12 protein-coding genes are annotated in these 14,411 nt (G+C 68.1%); 7 read left to right on the top strand and 5 right to left on the bottom strand.

Features of this window, described 5'->3' with window-relative positions; genetic code table 11:
* The first annotated feature begins 8 nt into the window (after positions 1 to 8).
* Positions 9 to 1,274 carry a hypothetical protein gene (locus GS4_RS08040; RefSeq protein WP_007619387.1) on the top strand — a complete coding sequence of 422 codons (1,266 nt, stop codon included), beginning with the start codon at positions 9 to 11 and terminating at the stop codon, positions 1,272 to 1,274.
* 35 nt (positions 1,275 to 1,309) lie between these two features.
* Entirely contained in the window at positions 1,310 to 2,176 is an 867-nt protein-coding gene (locus GS4_RS08035) for an SDR family NAD(P)-dependent oxidoreductase (RefSeq protein WP_007619385.1), read from the top strand.
* 5 nt (positions 2,177 to 2,181) lie between these two features.
* Here the strand turns inward: GS4_RS08035 and GS4_RS08030 are convergent, their stop codons facing one another.
* From GS4_RS08030 to GS4_RS08010, 5 genes are all read right to left on the bottom strand, one after another.
* A complete protein-coding gene (locus tag GS4_RS08030) occupies positions 2,182 to 3,195 on the bottom strand; it encodes an NAD-dependent epimerase/dehydratase family protein (RefSeq protein ID WP_007619383.1) in 1,014 nt (337 codons plus the stop codon).
* On the bottom strand, positions 3,192 to 4,262 hold the full coding sequence (locus GS4_RS08025; protein WP_040509908.1) for a phosphotransferase: 1,071 nt from the start codon (positions 4,260 to 4,262) through the stop codon (positions 3,192 to 3,194). The genes GS4_RS08030 and GS4_RS08025 overlap by 4 nt, the downstream gene beginning before the upstream one ends.
* Positions 4,259 to 5,383, bottom strand: a complete 1,125-nt coding sequence (locus GS4_RS08020; protein WP_007619379.1) for a TIGR03857 family LLM class F420-dependent oxidoreductase — start codon at positions 5,381 to 5,383, stop codon at positions 4,259 to 4,261. Before GS4_RS08020 ends, GS4_RS08025 begins: the two co-directional genes overlap by 4 nt.
* 13 nt (positions 5,384 to 5,396) lie before the next feature.
* Positions 5,397 to 6,995, bottom strand: coding sequence for a fatty-acid--CoA ligase FadD1 (fadD1, locus tag GS4_RS08015; protein ID WP_007619377.1), 1,599 nt, complete (start codon positions 6,993 to 6,995; stop codon positions 5,397 to 5,399).
* A gap of 132 nt (positions 6,996 to 7,127) precedes the next feature.
* Positions 7,128 to 7,598, bottom strand: a complete 471-nt coding sequence (locus GS4_RS08010; protein ID WP_007619363.1) for a hypothetical protein — start codon at positions 7,596 to 7,598, stop codon at positions 7,128 to 7,130.
* Between the two features lie 223 nt (positions 7,599 to 7,821).
* On the opposite strand from GS4_RS08010, the gene GS4_RS08005 reads away from it, so the two are divergent.
* The 5 genes from GS4_RS08005 to GS4_RS07985 all read left to right on the top strand — a co-directional run bounded on the left by GS4_RS08005 (position 7,822) and on the right by GS4_RS07985 (position 14,402).
* Positions 7,822 to 8,751 carry a PaaI family thioesterase gene (locus GS4_RS08005; protein ID WP_007619361.1) on the top strand — a complete coding sequence of 310 codons (930 nt, stop codon included), beginning with the start codon at positions 7,822 to 7,824 and terminating at the stop codon, positions 8,749 to 8,751.
* Positions 8,752 to 9,109: 358 nt separating this feature from the next.
* The gene (locus GS4_RS08000) at positions 9,110 to 9,904 is read left to right on the top strand and encodes a TIGR03084 family metal-binding protein (RefSeq protein ID WP_040509906.1); all 795 of its coding nucleotides are present in this window, start codon (positions 9,110 to 9,112) and stop codon (positions 9,902 to 9,904) included.
* Entirely contained in the window at positions 9,901 to 11,643 is a 1,743-nt protein-coding gene (locus tag GS4_RS07995; protein WP_007619357.1) for an acyclic terpene utilization AtuA family protein, read from the top strand. Before GS4_RS08000 ends, GS4_RS07995 begins: the two co-directional genes overlap by 4 nt.
* Before the next feature lie 3 nt (positions 11,644 to 11,646).
* Positions 11,647 to 12,807 (top strand): acyl-CoA dehydrogenase family protein, encoded by a 1,161-nt coding sequence (locus GS4_RS07990; RefSeq protein ID WP_007619355.1) that lies wholly within the window; start codon positions 11,647 to 11,649, stop codon positions 12,805 to 12,807.
* A complete protein-coding gene (locus GS4_RS07985; protein WP_007619353.1) occupies positions 12,804 to 14,402 on the top strand; it encodes an acyl-CoA carboxylase subunit beta in 1,599 nt (532 codons plus the stop codon). Before GS4_RS07990 ends, GS4_RS07985 begins: the two co-directional genes overlap by 4 nt.
* Positions 14,403 to 14,411 lie beyond the last annotated feature (9 nt).

Genomic DNA, 14,411 nt, shown 5'->3' with positions numbered 1-14,411 from the left:
TCTGACCCATGACTCAACCAGCCCCGACCTATTCAGGTCTGAGTCAGGATCAGCTCGCCGTACTCGTCCCCGAACTCCTGTTGTCCGGCCAGATGATCGACCGCAGCGGAATGGCCCATCTCATCTCGGCATTCGGCCGGGAGACCATGGGACAGGTCGCGATCGAGGAGTGGATGGCCGCGAGTCCCGTCTACACACACCGCATGCGTTCCGCCCTCGGGATCGACGGGGACGGGGTCGAGGACATGTTCAAGTGCCTCCAACTCGACATCGGTGCACCGCCGCAGTTCATGGACTTCCGCTACGAGGTCACCGACCGGTATCACGGGTCGTTCCTGTTGGCGCACTGCGGGGCGCTCATGGATGTCGAGCCGATGGGCGACGACTACGTCACCACCATGTGCCATGACATCGAGGATCCCACCTTCGATGCGACCGCCATTGCGACCAACCGTCGGGCACGTATCCGTCCGGTGCACCGACCGCCGCGCCGGCCTGCCGGGCGGCAGCCGCACTGCGAGTGGACGGTCACGATCGAACCCGATCGGGACGAACTGCCGCTCCCCGCCGATGCCGAGCAGATGTTCACCACCCGGGCAGGTCGCCTCGTACTGTCAACGATCGCGGACACCGCGGCCGACGGACTCACCGACTACCGGGGTGCACTCCTGGCAGACCTGCAGTTCCGGGAGTGGTCGCACACCGCTCTCGTCCGCATCGCCGAAGAGGTTGCGCTGCAACATCAGCTCCTGTCGCTGGGGTTCCTGTGGTCGGTGCTGCGCCAGACCGACGACGCGGCGGCGCGCGAGATACATCGCAAGCAGCTGACCGGGATCGCCGGACTGGCCGCCGAACGTCTCCGGCGGGCACTCGACCTGTCCTCCGATGCGGCCGGTCTCGCAGCGGTGGTCGCACTGCACCCGGTATTGGGGCCGCACCAGTACACCGGTGTGCAGGCGTGGACGGAAGGCGACACGGTTGTGGTCCGTCTCCCCGAACGATCCGATGCGGTGACCGACGACGGCTGGATGGCACTGCTGACCACCGAGCACCTCGAACCGCTGCAGGCGATCGCCACGGCCGTGGACCCGTACTGGGAGATCGCCGACACCCGAACCGTCGACGGTGCTCTGGAGGTGCGGTTCGCCACCGGTGGCACCGCGCGCAAGGAGTCGGGCGAGGTGGCCATCGCGCGGTTCAGCTCAGGCGCCGAGTTCCAGTTCACCGACCGCGGTCGGTCGATCCCGATCATCCCGGTCGGCAGTCCGGCCTGATGGTCGGGTCCCAGCGACCCTCGACCGGACGGCTCATGGGCGTCAACCTGTCGGGGCGGGTGGCGGTGATCGCGGGCGCCACCCGCGGCATCGGCCTGGCCGTCTCGTATGCGCTTGCCGGACGCGGGGTCTCGGTGGTGGTGAACGGGCGCGACGGTGACGCCGTCGAGTCCACGGTCGCCGAGATCCGCGGCGGCGGAGGCTATGCGGTCGGTGTCCGTGGTTCGGCGGGTGACGACCACGTGGCGCAGCAGATGGTCGACGTGGCACTCGAAGAGTTCGGGGCGCTCGACATCGCGATCAACTGCGCGGGCATCGCGGAGCCGGCCGGGTCATCGATCCTGACGATCCGGCCGCGGGAGTTCCGTGAGCAGGTCGACGCACATCTGATGAGCGCGTTCAACCTGACCCAGGCCGCGGGCCGCGTGTTCGTCGAGCAGCAGAGCGGCGCGATCGTCCTCACCGGGAGCGCTGCGTCGCTCGGTATGTTCGGTGGCAGTGGCTATCCTGCGGCCAAGGGCGGCGTCAACGCCCTTGCACTCGCAGCTGCTGCGGATCTGCGGTCCGATGGCGTCCGGGTCAATGTCGTGATGCCGGGAGCCCGGTCGCGGCTGTCGACGGGGCCGGAGTACATCCGACACATCGAGAGCCTGCGAAGCCGCGGCATCCTCGACGACGTGACCAGCCAGGCCGCACTCGATCCGGCGCCGCCGGAGTACGTGGCCCCGCTGTACGTCTTCCTGGCCGGCGACGCCGCGCTGGAGATCACCGGCCAGATCTTCACCGCCGCCGGCGGATTCATCGGGCGATACGACCCGGCACAACCGACCTTCGTGGCATATCGGGACCACCAGGACTCGGCGCCCTACAGTATGGCCGAGCTCGCCGATCTCCTCCGGTAGTTCGTTCAGTCCGCGGTCGGCTGTCTCGACGACCCGCGGGCGGCCACCCGGTCGATCCAGAAGCGCGCTGCGTCGACGACGGCGTCGGTGACCGGTCGTGGATGCCAGTCGAGCTCGTGCTCGGCCTTCGCGTGGCTCATCGGTGACATGTGATGCATCAGGCGAACTGTCGAGACGGTGAGCTTCTGAGGTCGGCGGCGCAAGCGTGCCAGGGCTGAACCAGCCGCCCCCAGGCCGTACAACGCGGGGCGGGGTAGCGCCGGTCGTGGTGGCCGATGGCCTCCGGTTCTCGCCGCGAGGTCGATCACCTCGGCCAGGTCGATGAAGCGTTCGGACACGATGTACCGCTCTCCCGGACGCCCGCGTTCGATCGCGCTCACCAGCGCTGCAGCCGCGTCATCGACCGCGACGGCTTCGGATGCGAAGCCCCGGACGGTGAAACGGAGTCGGCCGAGGGCCGCACCGGCGACGAAGGCTCCATGTGGGGTCGGTGCCCAGTCGCCCGAACCGTAGGTGTTCGAGACGCACATCGCCACTGCGGGAACCGCGCCCGCACGTGCCCGGGACAGGACCATGTCCTCGGCCGCGACGCGGGACAGCACGTACTCGGTTGCGGTGTCGGCCCAATCGAAGGGATCGTCCTCGGTCGCGGGGCCCACAGCGGGCCGGCCGATCGTCGCCATCGAACTGGTGTAGACGAATTTCTCCAGTCCGGCGTCTGCCGCGACCTCGAGTACGGCTCGCAGCGCGTCGACGTTGGTCGCGTAGAGCGGCGCCGGGTCGAGCAGCCACGCACGGGTGTCGACCGCGCAATAGACGACCGCCGAACAGCCTGCCATGGCGCGTCGTACGAGCTCGGTGTCGGTCAGCTCGCCGACGACGTGGTCGACCGGTACATCGGCTATCGGTCGCAAGTCGCTCGTGGTTCTGGTGAGCACCCGTACCGTCTCGCCGGACGCGGCCACCTGACGTACGACATGAGAGCCGAGGAACCCGGTGGCCCCGATGACCAGGATCATCCCAGTGCGTCCGGCACCAGATCGCCGATCGCGGCGGTCGCGCGATCGAGCATGACCCGGAACATCCGATCCCCACGCTCGGTCGGTTGGGCGGCAGCACAACCGAACACGATGATCAGCGGTGCCTGTAGGAGTGCGGACACATAGTCCTCCCGACATTCCTGCATCGTGTAGCCGCTGATGCCGTGGCCCACGAGTGCACGATGGTAGTCGGCAAGGATCGCGTCCTCGTTCGCGCGGCGATCGGCGACGGTCAGACTCGTCGACAGCAAGAAGGCGATGTCTCGTAGGGGTTGTCCGGGCACGATGGTCTGCCAGTCGATCACGGTCACCGCGCCGTCCGGCCCGAACATGACGTTGTCGATGCGCAGGTCGCCGTGGATCAGCGTGAAGTGTCGCTGCGGCGCGACCAGCCAGGTGCCGGCGTTCGCGACCAACCAGTCGACGGTCGCCGACTCGGAGGCGGTGAGGTCGAACCGCGCCCGGAAGATGTCGGCCATCGGTTCCAACACCGACTCCATCAAGACCCGGTCGTCATCGGTGGGGAGCGCGAATCCGATCTCGGTGTCGAGCAACGAATCGTCGTCCCAGCGGGGTGCGTGCAAGCCGGCCGCGGCCACTGCGACGGCCGAGGCCTGCTCCGGTGTGCATCCGGTGATCTGATCTCCCTGCACCGCAGGCGCCAGATCGTCGAGCAGCAGCACGAACTCGGCACCCGATGGTGAGATCGTCGATGCATGACACCGCGGTGTCGGGACCCGGACGGTCGGTGCGAGGTCGGCATAGAACTGCACTTCGTTCCGGAAGGCCCCGGCGCCGAACTCGCGTTGCTCGGCGGGTCCGGTGGCGAGCTTCGCGATCACCGTCGACGGCATGCCGCCGGTGACGGCATCGGCATATGTCAGGTCCAGCCGGAAGGAGCCTGCCATCTGTCCCGATCCGACCGGGGTGGCGTGTACCGCGGTGACCTCCACGGAAGAGCCGCTCGCCCGCAGGAGGGCGGTCAGCCAGTCCGGAGTGAGATCGGCGGGGGTGGTAGGGATTCGGGAGAGTGGTGCGATGCTCATCTGGCCTCCGGGCCGTCGATGTCGGTGCCTGTGTCCGGTGTCGGGTGCGCCCGACCGGGATTGACCGGTGGGACAACGGCATCGCGCCGGACGCGACGATAGGCGTCGACGACGGGCTCCAGTTCGGTGGGCGTGGCGCCGTGCAGGATGACCGAGTCGACGCCGAGGTCGAATTGGGCGGCGATGGTGGTCGCACAGTCCGACGCGTTCCCGGTCGCGCTGTCGGCGACCCAGGAGTGGGGCATCACCTCGGCCAGTTCGCGGAGCTCGCTGATGTCGGCGGTCGCGTCGATCGGTCCGCGCGCCGTCGAGAACGCCGCGGTGGCGCGTATCCGATCGAGGACCTCGCGATCCCACCCGTTGGCCCCGACGAGGACGTCGGGGTAGCCCTGCAGATAGGTGGCGAGCCGCCCCTGCAGACGGCGCATCCGATCATCGGGTCCCAGATGATCACCGACCGTCGCGACCACCGACCAGATCCGAACCGATGCAGGGTCTCGTCCCGCCTGCTCGGCGGCCTCGCGGACGATGCGGACCGCGCGGTGAGTCGCATCGTCGGAGAAGAAGGTGTGCAGTACGACGCCGTCGGCGATGCGCCCAGCCAGAGCAAGAGTCCCGGGGCTCATGGTGATCAGCATGATCGGGGGTGGCGGCTCGAGCGCGACGCCGAGTCGCAAGAGTGGGAAGGACCCGATCTCGCCGTCGTACCCGATGATCGTCTCCTCCGCCCACAGACGTCGGAGCAGCGCGGTGATCTCGGTGAGCTGACCGCCGGTGATGGTCGGCAGACCGAGGATCTGCCACTGCGGCGTGATCCCGCGACCGAGCCCGAGAGCGAAACGGCCACCGGTGAGTTCGGTGAGCGTCGCCGCCATGGTCGCGGTGATGATCGGGTGACGTGTGGTGTGGTTGGTCGCGGCCGTCGCGATGCCCAGCCGGCAGGATGCGGCGGCCAATGCGCCCGAGAGCACCGCGGCATCCTTCACGTTGAACCGCTCGGAGACGAATGCGGTACCCAGTCCGATGCGGTCGGCGACCCGCGCCTCGTCGACCAGTTCCGACGGCGTCACCGGATGTCGGGAGAGTGCGTAGTAGCCCAGTTCGGTCAGCTGTTCGGCCACGACGGATCGTCCGTTACACCGGAACGGACGAGTCGGCACCCGCGACGCGATAGGTCCGCGATCGCGGGTCCCGGATCCAGAGTTGCCCACCGCCCGCGATAGGGCCCTGCGACTTGAGTTCTCGCTTGAGGATCTTGTTGGTCGCGGTCGTCGGTAGGTCGGCGGCCACCCGCACGTATCGGGGCCACGCCTTGGGGGACAGGTCCTCCTGGGCCGCGAGCTGCGCCGCGAATCCCTCGGGGGAGAGTTCGGCGTTGTCCTGCAGCACCATCGCCGCCATCACGGCGTCGCCGACGGTCTCGTCGGGTACCGCGTACACGGCCACCCGGTTCAATTCCGGGATGCGTTGCAGGATGCGCTCGATCGGGCCCGCGGCGAGGTTCTCGCCGTCGACCCGCATCCAGTCCGCCGTCCTGCCGGCGAGGTAGATCCAGCCGTCGGCGTCCTTGTAGGCGAGGTCGCCGGACCAGAACATCCCGTCGCGGAGCCGCTCGTCGGTGGATTCCTTGTCGTTGTAGTAGCCCATGAACATGCCCGCGCCGTCGGCGTTCACGAGCTCACCGATCGCCTCGTCGGGATTGGCGAGGGCGCCGTGCTCGTCGAACTCCGCGATCGGACACTCGGCAACTGTCTGCGAGTTGTAGACCGCGACACCGGGATACCCCTTGCCGATGGAGCCCTCGGGGGTTCCGGGCTCGCGCGTGATGATGATCGCCAGCTCGGTCGAACCGAATCCATCCCACACGGCGCAACCGAAGCGGCGGCCGAACTCGGCGATGTCGCGGTCGGTGGCCTCGTTGCCGAAGGCCACCCGCAGCGGGTTGTCGGCATCGTCGTCGCGCTCCTCGGTGGCGAGGATGTAGGCGAGCGGTTTGCCGACGTAGTTCATGTACGTGGCGCCGTACCGACGGATGTCGGCGAGGAAGGTCGAGGCGGAGAAGCGCGCGGGTGCGATGGCTGCCCCGCTGCACACTGCGACGCTGTAGCCGCCCAGGAGCGCGGCTGAATGGAACAGCGGCATGGACAGATAGCAGACGTCGCCGACCCCGATTCCGTACTTGTCGACGAGTGCCGGGCCGGCGAACGGCACCAGCATGTGCGCCAGTTGGACGGGTTTGGGGTTGCCGCTGGTACCCGACGTGAAGATGAGCATGAAGGTGTCGACCGCTGTCGGGACCGAGTACGGGGTGAGTTCCGGTGCCGTCGCGAGCATGTCTGCCCACTGTGCGCTGGAGGTGTCGAGGACGACGACCCCCGGTAGGTCGAGACCGTCGAGCAGAGGGCGGTGCTCGGCGTCGGTGATCAGGATCTGACAGTCGGCGCGGAGGATGTCGCCCGCCAACGCGGCGCCGCGTCGGGTGTTGTTGATACCGGCGGTGACATAGCCGCCCAGGGCGCCGGCGGCCAGCGCGGTCAGGATGTCGGGAGTGTTCCCGAGGAGTGCGCCGATGTGCATCGGACGTGAGGGATCGGCGGTCGCGAGGACGGCCGCAGCGGCGCGGCGGGCATCGGCGACATGTTCGCGCCACGTCCATCGGCGACCCTCGAAGGTGATCGCCAGGTTGTCGTCGTTCGCGCGTGCCTCGAGGAGCTGGGTGACGGTCTCGGCCATGCGGCCAAATCTAGAACGTGTTCACCCGCGGTGTGAACACATTCGAAAAATTGTCTACTCGGACATCCGCGCGGCGCGCAGATGTCCGAGCAGAGGTCGCGGGCCGCGTGTGCGAGCAGCCCGCCGGCTCGCTCAGCGGAAGATGGAGCCGTTGCCCGGGATGACCGTGAACGACCGGTCGCCGCGGCCGATGATGCTCGTGGTGAACGTGATCCGACCCGGGCCGGTGGTGACGTCGATCCCGCTGTTGGTCGGGAAGGTCGCGTTGCCGGACTTCCCGGTGCGCTCGTTGCGCCAGGTGAGACCGACCCGCGATCCGTTGAGGGTGCCGGGGCTGGTCTGTGCCGGCTGCGGGCTCAGCGTGATCCGCGTGACGCCGGCGCCTGCGGCACGCGCGCTGATCGGGGCGACGAAGCCGCCGGCCACACGGTTGCCGACGACGGCGACACCGGCGTTGGGAACCTGGTCGACGCGAAGTGCGGCCCCGCCCGGCGCCGCGTCCGCGCTTGCCGCCCCGAGTGCGATTCCCACGGTCGCGACCCCCGCCGAAGCGGCCACGAGTGCTGTCTGACGAACCAGTGATCGACGCCCACCCTGCACCATCTGTAACTCCTTCATCACCTACTGGTTGGTAACCCTGGCGTGAGCCTGTCGCACCTGTCCGATGACCGGAAGGCTCCCGCGTGTTCTGTTATGGATCCGAGACGCCCATCGTCGGCTCTGTCCAGTCTTCGACCTGTACCCGATTCCGGGACAGATCACCCGTCGCACCCTCACCTGGCGACTGTGGTGCGTGGCACACGAGCCCTGCTGATAGACCGGTTATGTGACCGAGAGCCCGTTGATCGCCCCCCAATCGACCGCGCCGCAGCCCGCTGACCCGCTGTCGGCACTCGGCATCGGGGGTGTGCGGGTCGAAGACGGTGTGGCTTTCGCCGAGCAGCAGTTGTCGGCCAGGTTCGCCGACCATCGGGGACGCATCGAGTTGCCGGCACTGGCTGTGCTCTTCGACGACCTCGGCGGCATCCCCTTCCACGTCGCGCAGGATGGCGCGGCCACCCTGCAGGCGCGCCTGACGCTGTCGTATCAGGGTGACGTGGACATCGACGACCGGCTGTCGGGGGTCTCACGACTGCGCACGAGCGACGAACACTATGGCGGGACGACCGTCGAGATCCGGGCTGCCGCCGGCGACATCTGCTGTGTCGGCACCGCACGCAACGTGCGGGTGGGTCGGGCTTCGGCCGACGATGCCCCACAGCCGCACCGAGATGCACCGCCCGCCGCGGGCGCACTCGGCATCGCGCTGCCCGCGCCGATCGAGGCCGGTCTCGAGGGCGCCCAGATCGTCGACGAGCTGGTGTCGGGAACGCGGCCGCTCGGGCCGCTGGCCGAATTGCTCGGCGGTCGACTCGAGTCCGCGCCCGACCTACCCGAGGGATCGGTGCGATTCATCAGCAGTACACGGCCGTGGATGGGCAACACCTTCGGCACGATGCACGGTGGCATCATCGCGACCATCGTCGCGCAGGCATCGTCCTTCGCCGCCCAGGCCGGCGCTCCAGCCGGTGCCGACTATCAACTGGGCGACCTCACCGTCGGGTTCTACCGCTCGCCTGCGGTACAGGGCGAGGAGGTGACCGTGGACGTGGTGCCGATCAAGACCGGTCGCCGGATCGCATCCTTCGAGGCGACCCTCCGCTCGCATGACGGCGTGCTCCTGAGTCGGGCTACCGCGGACGCGCACTACCGATAGGGGTCTCGCGGGTCGCTTTCGGGGGGGGGGGGGGCTCGGCGGTGCCGTGACCAGAACCTGCCGTGGAGCGGGCAGCCGCGTGGATAGTGCGCGCCGCGCCCGGGAGAGCGGCAGTTTTTGGTTGGCGTGTTGCGCCGGGGCGGCAGTTGGCTGGGGTCCTCGGGTTGCTCGAAATAGTGATGCCGGGGTCGGTGCGCTGACCACAATCTGCCGTGGAGCGGGCAGCCGCGTGGATAGTGCGCGCCGCGCCCGGGAGAGCGGCAGTTTGTGACCAAGTCCTGGGCGCGACCAGACAGCCCTCGCCCCAAAACAATCATGCGTGATTGATTTTTACGCCGACCTGTGTGACCCTGATCGCATGGCGCTCGTTGACGCGGTCGTGGCCGACCTGGAAGCCGAATCCGCCCGACTCGACGATCTGGTCGCCGATCTTCCCGACGCCTCGTGGACACGCCCGACACCCGCGGTGGGATGGACGATCGCGCACCAGATCGCACACCTGGAATGGACCGATCGGGTCGCGGCGATCGCCGCCACCGACACCGCCGGATTCGACGACGTCCTGAAAGCCGGGGCAAGTGATCCGACCGGCTTCGTCGACACCGCCGCCGAGGAGGGGGCGGCGAATGCGCCCGCGGTGATCCTCCGACGATGGCGATCTGCGCGCGCCGACCTCGCGTCCGCGCTGCGTGCCGTCCCCGACGGTCAGAAGGTGCCGTGGTTCGGTCCGCCGATGTCGGCGACGTCGATGGCCACCGCCCGCCTGATGGAGACCTGGGCGCACGGGCTCGATGTCGCGGACGCCCTCGGGGTCACCCTCCCGGCCGACGACCGCATCAAGGGGGTCGTGCACATCGGAATGCGGACCCGCGACTTCGCCTATGCCGTCAACGGACTCACCCCGCCCGCGGAGCCGTTCCGCTACGAGATCACCGCGCCGTCGGGAGAGCTCTGGACGTGGGGTCCCGACGACGCCGACCAGGTGGTCCGCGGGCCCGCGCTCGACTTCGCGAAGCTGGTGACGCAACGTCGCGCACTCGCCGATCTCGGGCTGGAACTCGTCGGCGACGAGGTGCGGCGATGGGCCGCGATCGCACAGTGTTTCGCCGGACCGCCGGGCGGCGGCCGACAACCGAAGGGGGACAGGGCATGAGCGCAGACCGGTCGAACGGGGTCGTCCGGATCGGCAACGCATCGGGTTTCTACGGCGATCGTTTCGCCGCGGTCCGGGAGATGCTGGAAGGTGGCGAGCTCGACTACCTGACCGGCGACTACCTGGCCGAACTCACGATGCTCATCCTCGGCCGGGATCGTCTCAAGGATCCGAAGACCGGCTACGCCAAGACGTTTCTCCGCCAGATGGAGGACTGCCTCGGTCTGGCAGTCGACAAAGGCGTGCGGATCGTCACCAACGCGGGCGGCCTCAATCCGCACGGGCTCGCGGTAGCCCTGCGTGAGCTCGCCGATCGGCTCGGCGTGTCCGCCGACGTCGCCTTCGTCGACGGTGACGACCTGGTCGACCGGGCGAGCGAACTCGACCTCGGTACGCCACTGACAGCCAACGCCTATCTCGGCGCCTTCGGCATCAAGAGTGCGCTCGACGCCGGGGCCGAGATCGTGGTCACCGGCCGCGTCACCGACGCCTCGTTGACGGTCGGTCCCGCTGCCGCCCACTTCGGTTGGGGCTTCGATGATCTCGACGCGCTGGCCGGAGCCGTCGTGGCCGGCCACGTCATCGAGTGTGGCGCACAGGCGACCGGCGGAAACTACTCCTTCTTCACCGAGATCCCGCAGATGGGCCGTCTCGGATTCCCGATCGCCGAGGTCGCCGCCGACGGCTCGTCGGTGATCACCAAACACGCGGGGACCGGAGGAGCCGTCACCGTCGGCACCGTCACCGCCCAGTTGCTCTACGAGATCGGCGGGCCGCGCTACCTGGGCCCCGACGTCACGACCCGGCTCGACACGGTGACCCTGGCATCGGACGGCACGGACCGGGTCTCGATCAGTGGCGTTCGCGGTGAGGCCCCGCCCGAGACGGTCAAGGTGTCGCTCAACCACCTGGCCGGAGTACGCAACGAGATCACGCTCATCCTCACCGGTCTGGATGTCGAGGCGAAAGCCGAACTGTTCCAGCAGCAATTCGTCGACGCCCTGCCGACGCAGCCCGACGACCTCTCGTGGGACCTGTCCCGCCTCGACCGTCCGGACGCCGAGACCGAGGAACAGGCGAGCGCACTGCTGCGATGCGTCGCCCGCGACGCCGACGCGAAGAAGGTGGGCCGGGCCTTCTCGGCCACTGCGGTCGAGCTTGCCCTGGCCAGTTACCCGGGCTTCACGATGACCGCACCGCCCGGCAACGGAACCCCATACGGCGTCTTCGAACCCGGCTATGTCGATGCCGCAGCGGTGGATCACACCGTCGCGCTATCCACGGGCGTGGTCGCCCACATCGAGCCCAGTCCGTTGCGAGCGCCGGTGACCGTCGACGAGCCGGATCCGGTCACTACAGGCTCGATCTCGACCGGCGAATGGGGTCCGACCGCGTCCGCGCCCCTTGGTGTCATCGCCGGAGCTCGCAGCGGCGACAAGGGCGGTAGCGCCAACATCGGTGTCTGGGTGCCGAACCCGGATCACTTCACCTGGCTCGATCACACGCTGGATGTCGCGCTCCTCAAGCAGCTGCTGCCCGAGGTCGCCGACCTGACCGTCCACCGTTACCGGCTGCCGAACCTCTCGGCGGTCAACTTCGTCATCGAAGGGGTGCTCGGGCGCGGTGTAGCCGACAACGTGCGTTTCGACCCCCAGGCCAAGGGAATGGGTGAGTGGCTGCGATCGCGGCCGGTGCCCGTCCCGCTCTCGTTCATCACCTCGACCGACAGGAGTGAGTGACCAGTGCCGATCAACACCGGACCGTGGGACACGGCGGAGCGACGCGAATTGCGGTCGACCGTGCGGGGTTTCGCCGAGCGCCACATCCTGCCGCACCAGGACGCCTGGGAGGTCGAGGGACTGATCCCGCGTGAGGTGCACCGTGAGGCGGCGAAGCTCGGGCTGTTCGGGCTGGGTGTGCCGGAGGACGTCGGCGGATCGGGCGGAGATCTCATCGACGGCACCATCCTCGCCGAGGAGCTGCACTATGCGGGTGTCGCGGGTGGTGTCTTCGCGTCCCTGTTCACCCATGGCATCGCATTGCCCCACCTGATCGCGGCCGGCGACCCGGACCAGATCGACCGCTGGGTTCGGCCCACACTCGCAGGCGAGAAGATCGGCAGTCTCGCGATCACCGAGCCCGGCGGTGGCAGCGACGTCGGCCACCTGACGACCTCGGCAGTCCGAGACGGAGACCACTTCGTGGTCAACGGTTCCAAGACCTACATCACCTCGGGTACGCGCGCCGACTTCGTCGTCACCGCGGTCCGCACCGGTGGGCCCGGCGCCTCCGGCGTCTCGCTGCTGGTGGTCGAGAAGGACACGCCCGGCTTCACCGTCACCCGCCGTCTCGACAAAATGGGTTGGCGCAGTTCGGACACCGCCGAACTGGCGTATGTCGATGCGCGGGTCCCCGTCGGCAATCTGGTCGGTCCGGAGAACTCCGGGTTCGCCCAAATCGCGGCTGCCTTCGTGACCGAGCGGGCGGGGCTTGCGACACAGGCATACGCGAGCGCCCAGCGCTGTCTCGACCTGACGTTGGAGTGGGTTCGTGCCCGCGAGACCTTCGGCAAGCCGCTGATCGCGCGGCAGTCGGTGCAGGACGCGGTCACCGAGATGGCCCGTCGCGTCGACATCGCGCGGATCTACACGCGAGCCGTGGTGGAACGGAAGGTGACGTCGTCGGACGACCTCATCGCCGAGGTGTGTTTCGCCAAGAACACTGCAGTGGAGACCGGCGAATGGGTGGCCGACAAGGCCGTCCAACTCTTCGGTGGCCTCGGGTACATGACCGGGACCGAGGTCGAGCGGCAGTACCGCGACATGCGCATCATCGGCATCGGCGGCGGGACGACCGAGATCTTGACGGGTCTCGCCGCGAAGCGATTGGGGTACCAGGCATGACCGTCGTCCGATCGACCCTCGACCCTGCCGCAGACGGTTATCGCGACGCCGCCGCGGCGATGACAGCCAAGCTCACCGAGATCGGCGCCGAGTTCGACAAGGCGTTGGCCGGCGGCGGCGAGAAGTACGTCGAGCGACATCGCAAGCGCGGCAAGATGCTCGCGCGGGAGCGCATCGAACTGCTGGTGGACGAGGACTCGGCCTTCCTCGAACTGTGTCCGCTGGCGGGGTACGGCTCGGACTTCGCGGTCGGGGCGTCGGTGGTCACCGGGATCGGGGTGGTCGAGGGCGTCGAATGTCTCATCGTCGCCAACGACCCGACGGTCCGCGGCGGTACCTCCAATCCCTGGACACTCCGCAAGATCCTGCGCTGCAACGACATCGCTCTGCAGAACCGATTGCCGGTGATCTCTCTGGTGGAGTCCGGTGGCGCCGACCTCCCGACGCAGAAGGAGGTCTTCATCCCCGGTGGGCGGATGTTCCGTGACCTGACCCGCCTCTCGGCGGCCGGGATCCCGACGATCGCCCTGGTCTTCGGCAACTCGACTGCGGGCGGTGCCTACGTGCCCGGCATGAGTGACCACGTGGTGATGATCGAGAACCAGTCCAAGGTCTTCCTCGGTGGTCCGCCGCTGGTGAAGATGGCGACCGGTGAGGACAGCGACGACGAGTCGCTCGGTGGCGCCGAGATGCACGCGCGCCGGTCCGGTCTCGCCGACTACTACGCGGCCGACGAGCAGGATGCCATCCGGATCGGCCGGCGCATCGTCGACCGGTTGAACTGGCGCAAACAGGGCCCCGCACCCGTTGCGGAGGTCGTCGAACCGCGTTACGACCCCGAGGAACTGCTCGGCATCGTGCCCGCCGACCTCAAGATCCCGTTCAATCCGCGCGACGTGATCGCCCGGATCGTCGACGACAGCGACTTCGACGAGTTCAAACCCGAATACGGGTCGTCGTTGTGTACGGGGTGGGCGCGGATCCACGGCCACCCGATCGGAATCCTGGCCAATGCTCAGGGAGTGCTGTTCAGCGAGGAGTCGCAGAAGGCGACGCAGTTCATCCAGCTCGCCAATCGCAGTGACACGCCACTGTTGTTCCTGCACAACACGACCGGTTACATGGTCGGCAAGGAGTACGAGCAGAACGGCATCATCAAGCACGGCTCGATGATGATCAACGCGGTGTCGAACTCGAAGGTCCCACACATCTCGGTGCTGGTCGGTGCCAGTTACGGTGCGGGCCACTACGGGATGTGCGGTCGTGCCTACGACCCGAGGTTCCTGTTCGCCTGGCCCAGTGCAAAGTCCGCGGTCATGGGCGCGGCGCAGCTGGCCGGTGTCATCTCGTTGGTCTCGCGTGCCGCGACCGAAGCGCGGGGCGGTGTGGTCGACGAAGAGGCCGACGCCGGCATGAAGAAGATGATCGAGGCCCAGATCGAGGCGGAGTCGGTGCCCGCATTCCTCTCCGGGATGCTGTACGACGACGGCGTCATCGATCCGCGCGACACCAGGACCGTTCTCGGCCTGTGCCTCTCGGCGATCCACAGTGGACCCGTGGCAGGCACGTCCGACTTCGGCGTCTTCCGGATGTGAGGGGCTCTG

It is taken from the genome of Gordonia soli NBRC 108243, from assembly GCF_000334455.1.
In the GTDB taxonomy this organism is placed as follows: Bacteria; Actinomycetota; Actinomycetes; order Mycobacteriales; family Mycobacteriaceae; genus Gordonia; species Gordonia soli.
Note: the sequence above shows the minus strand (reverse complement) of the source record. Positions and strands in the feature narration are given on the sequence as shown.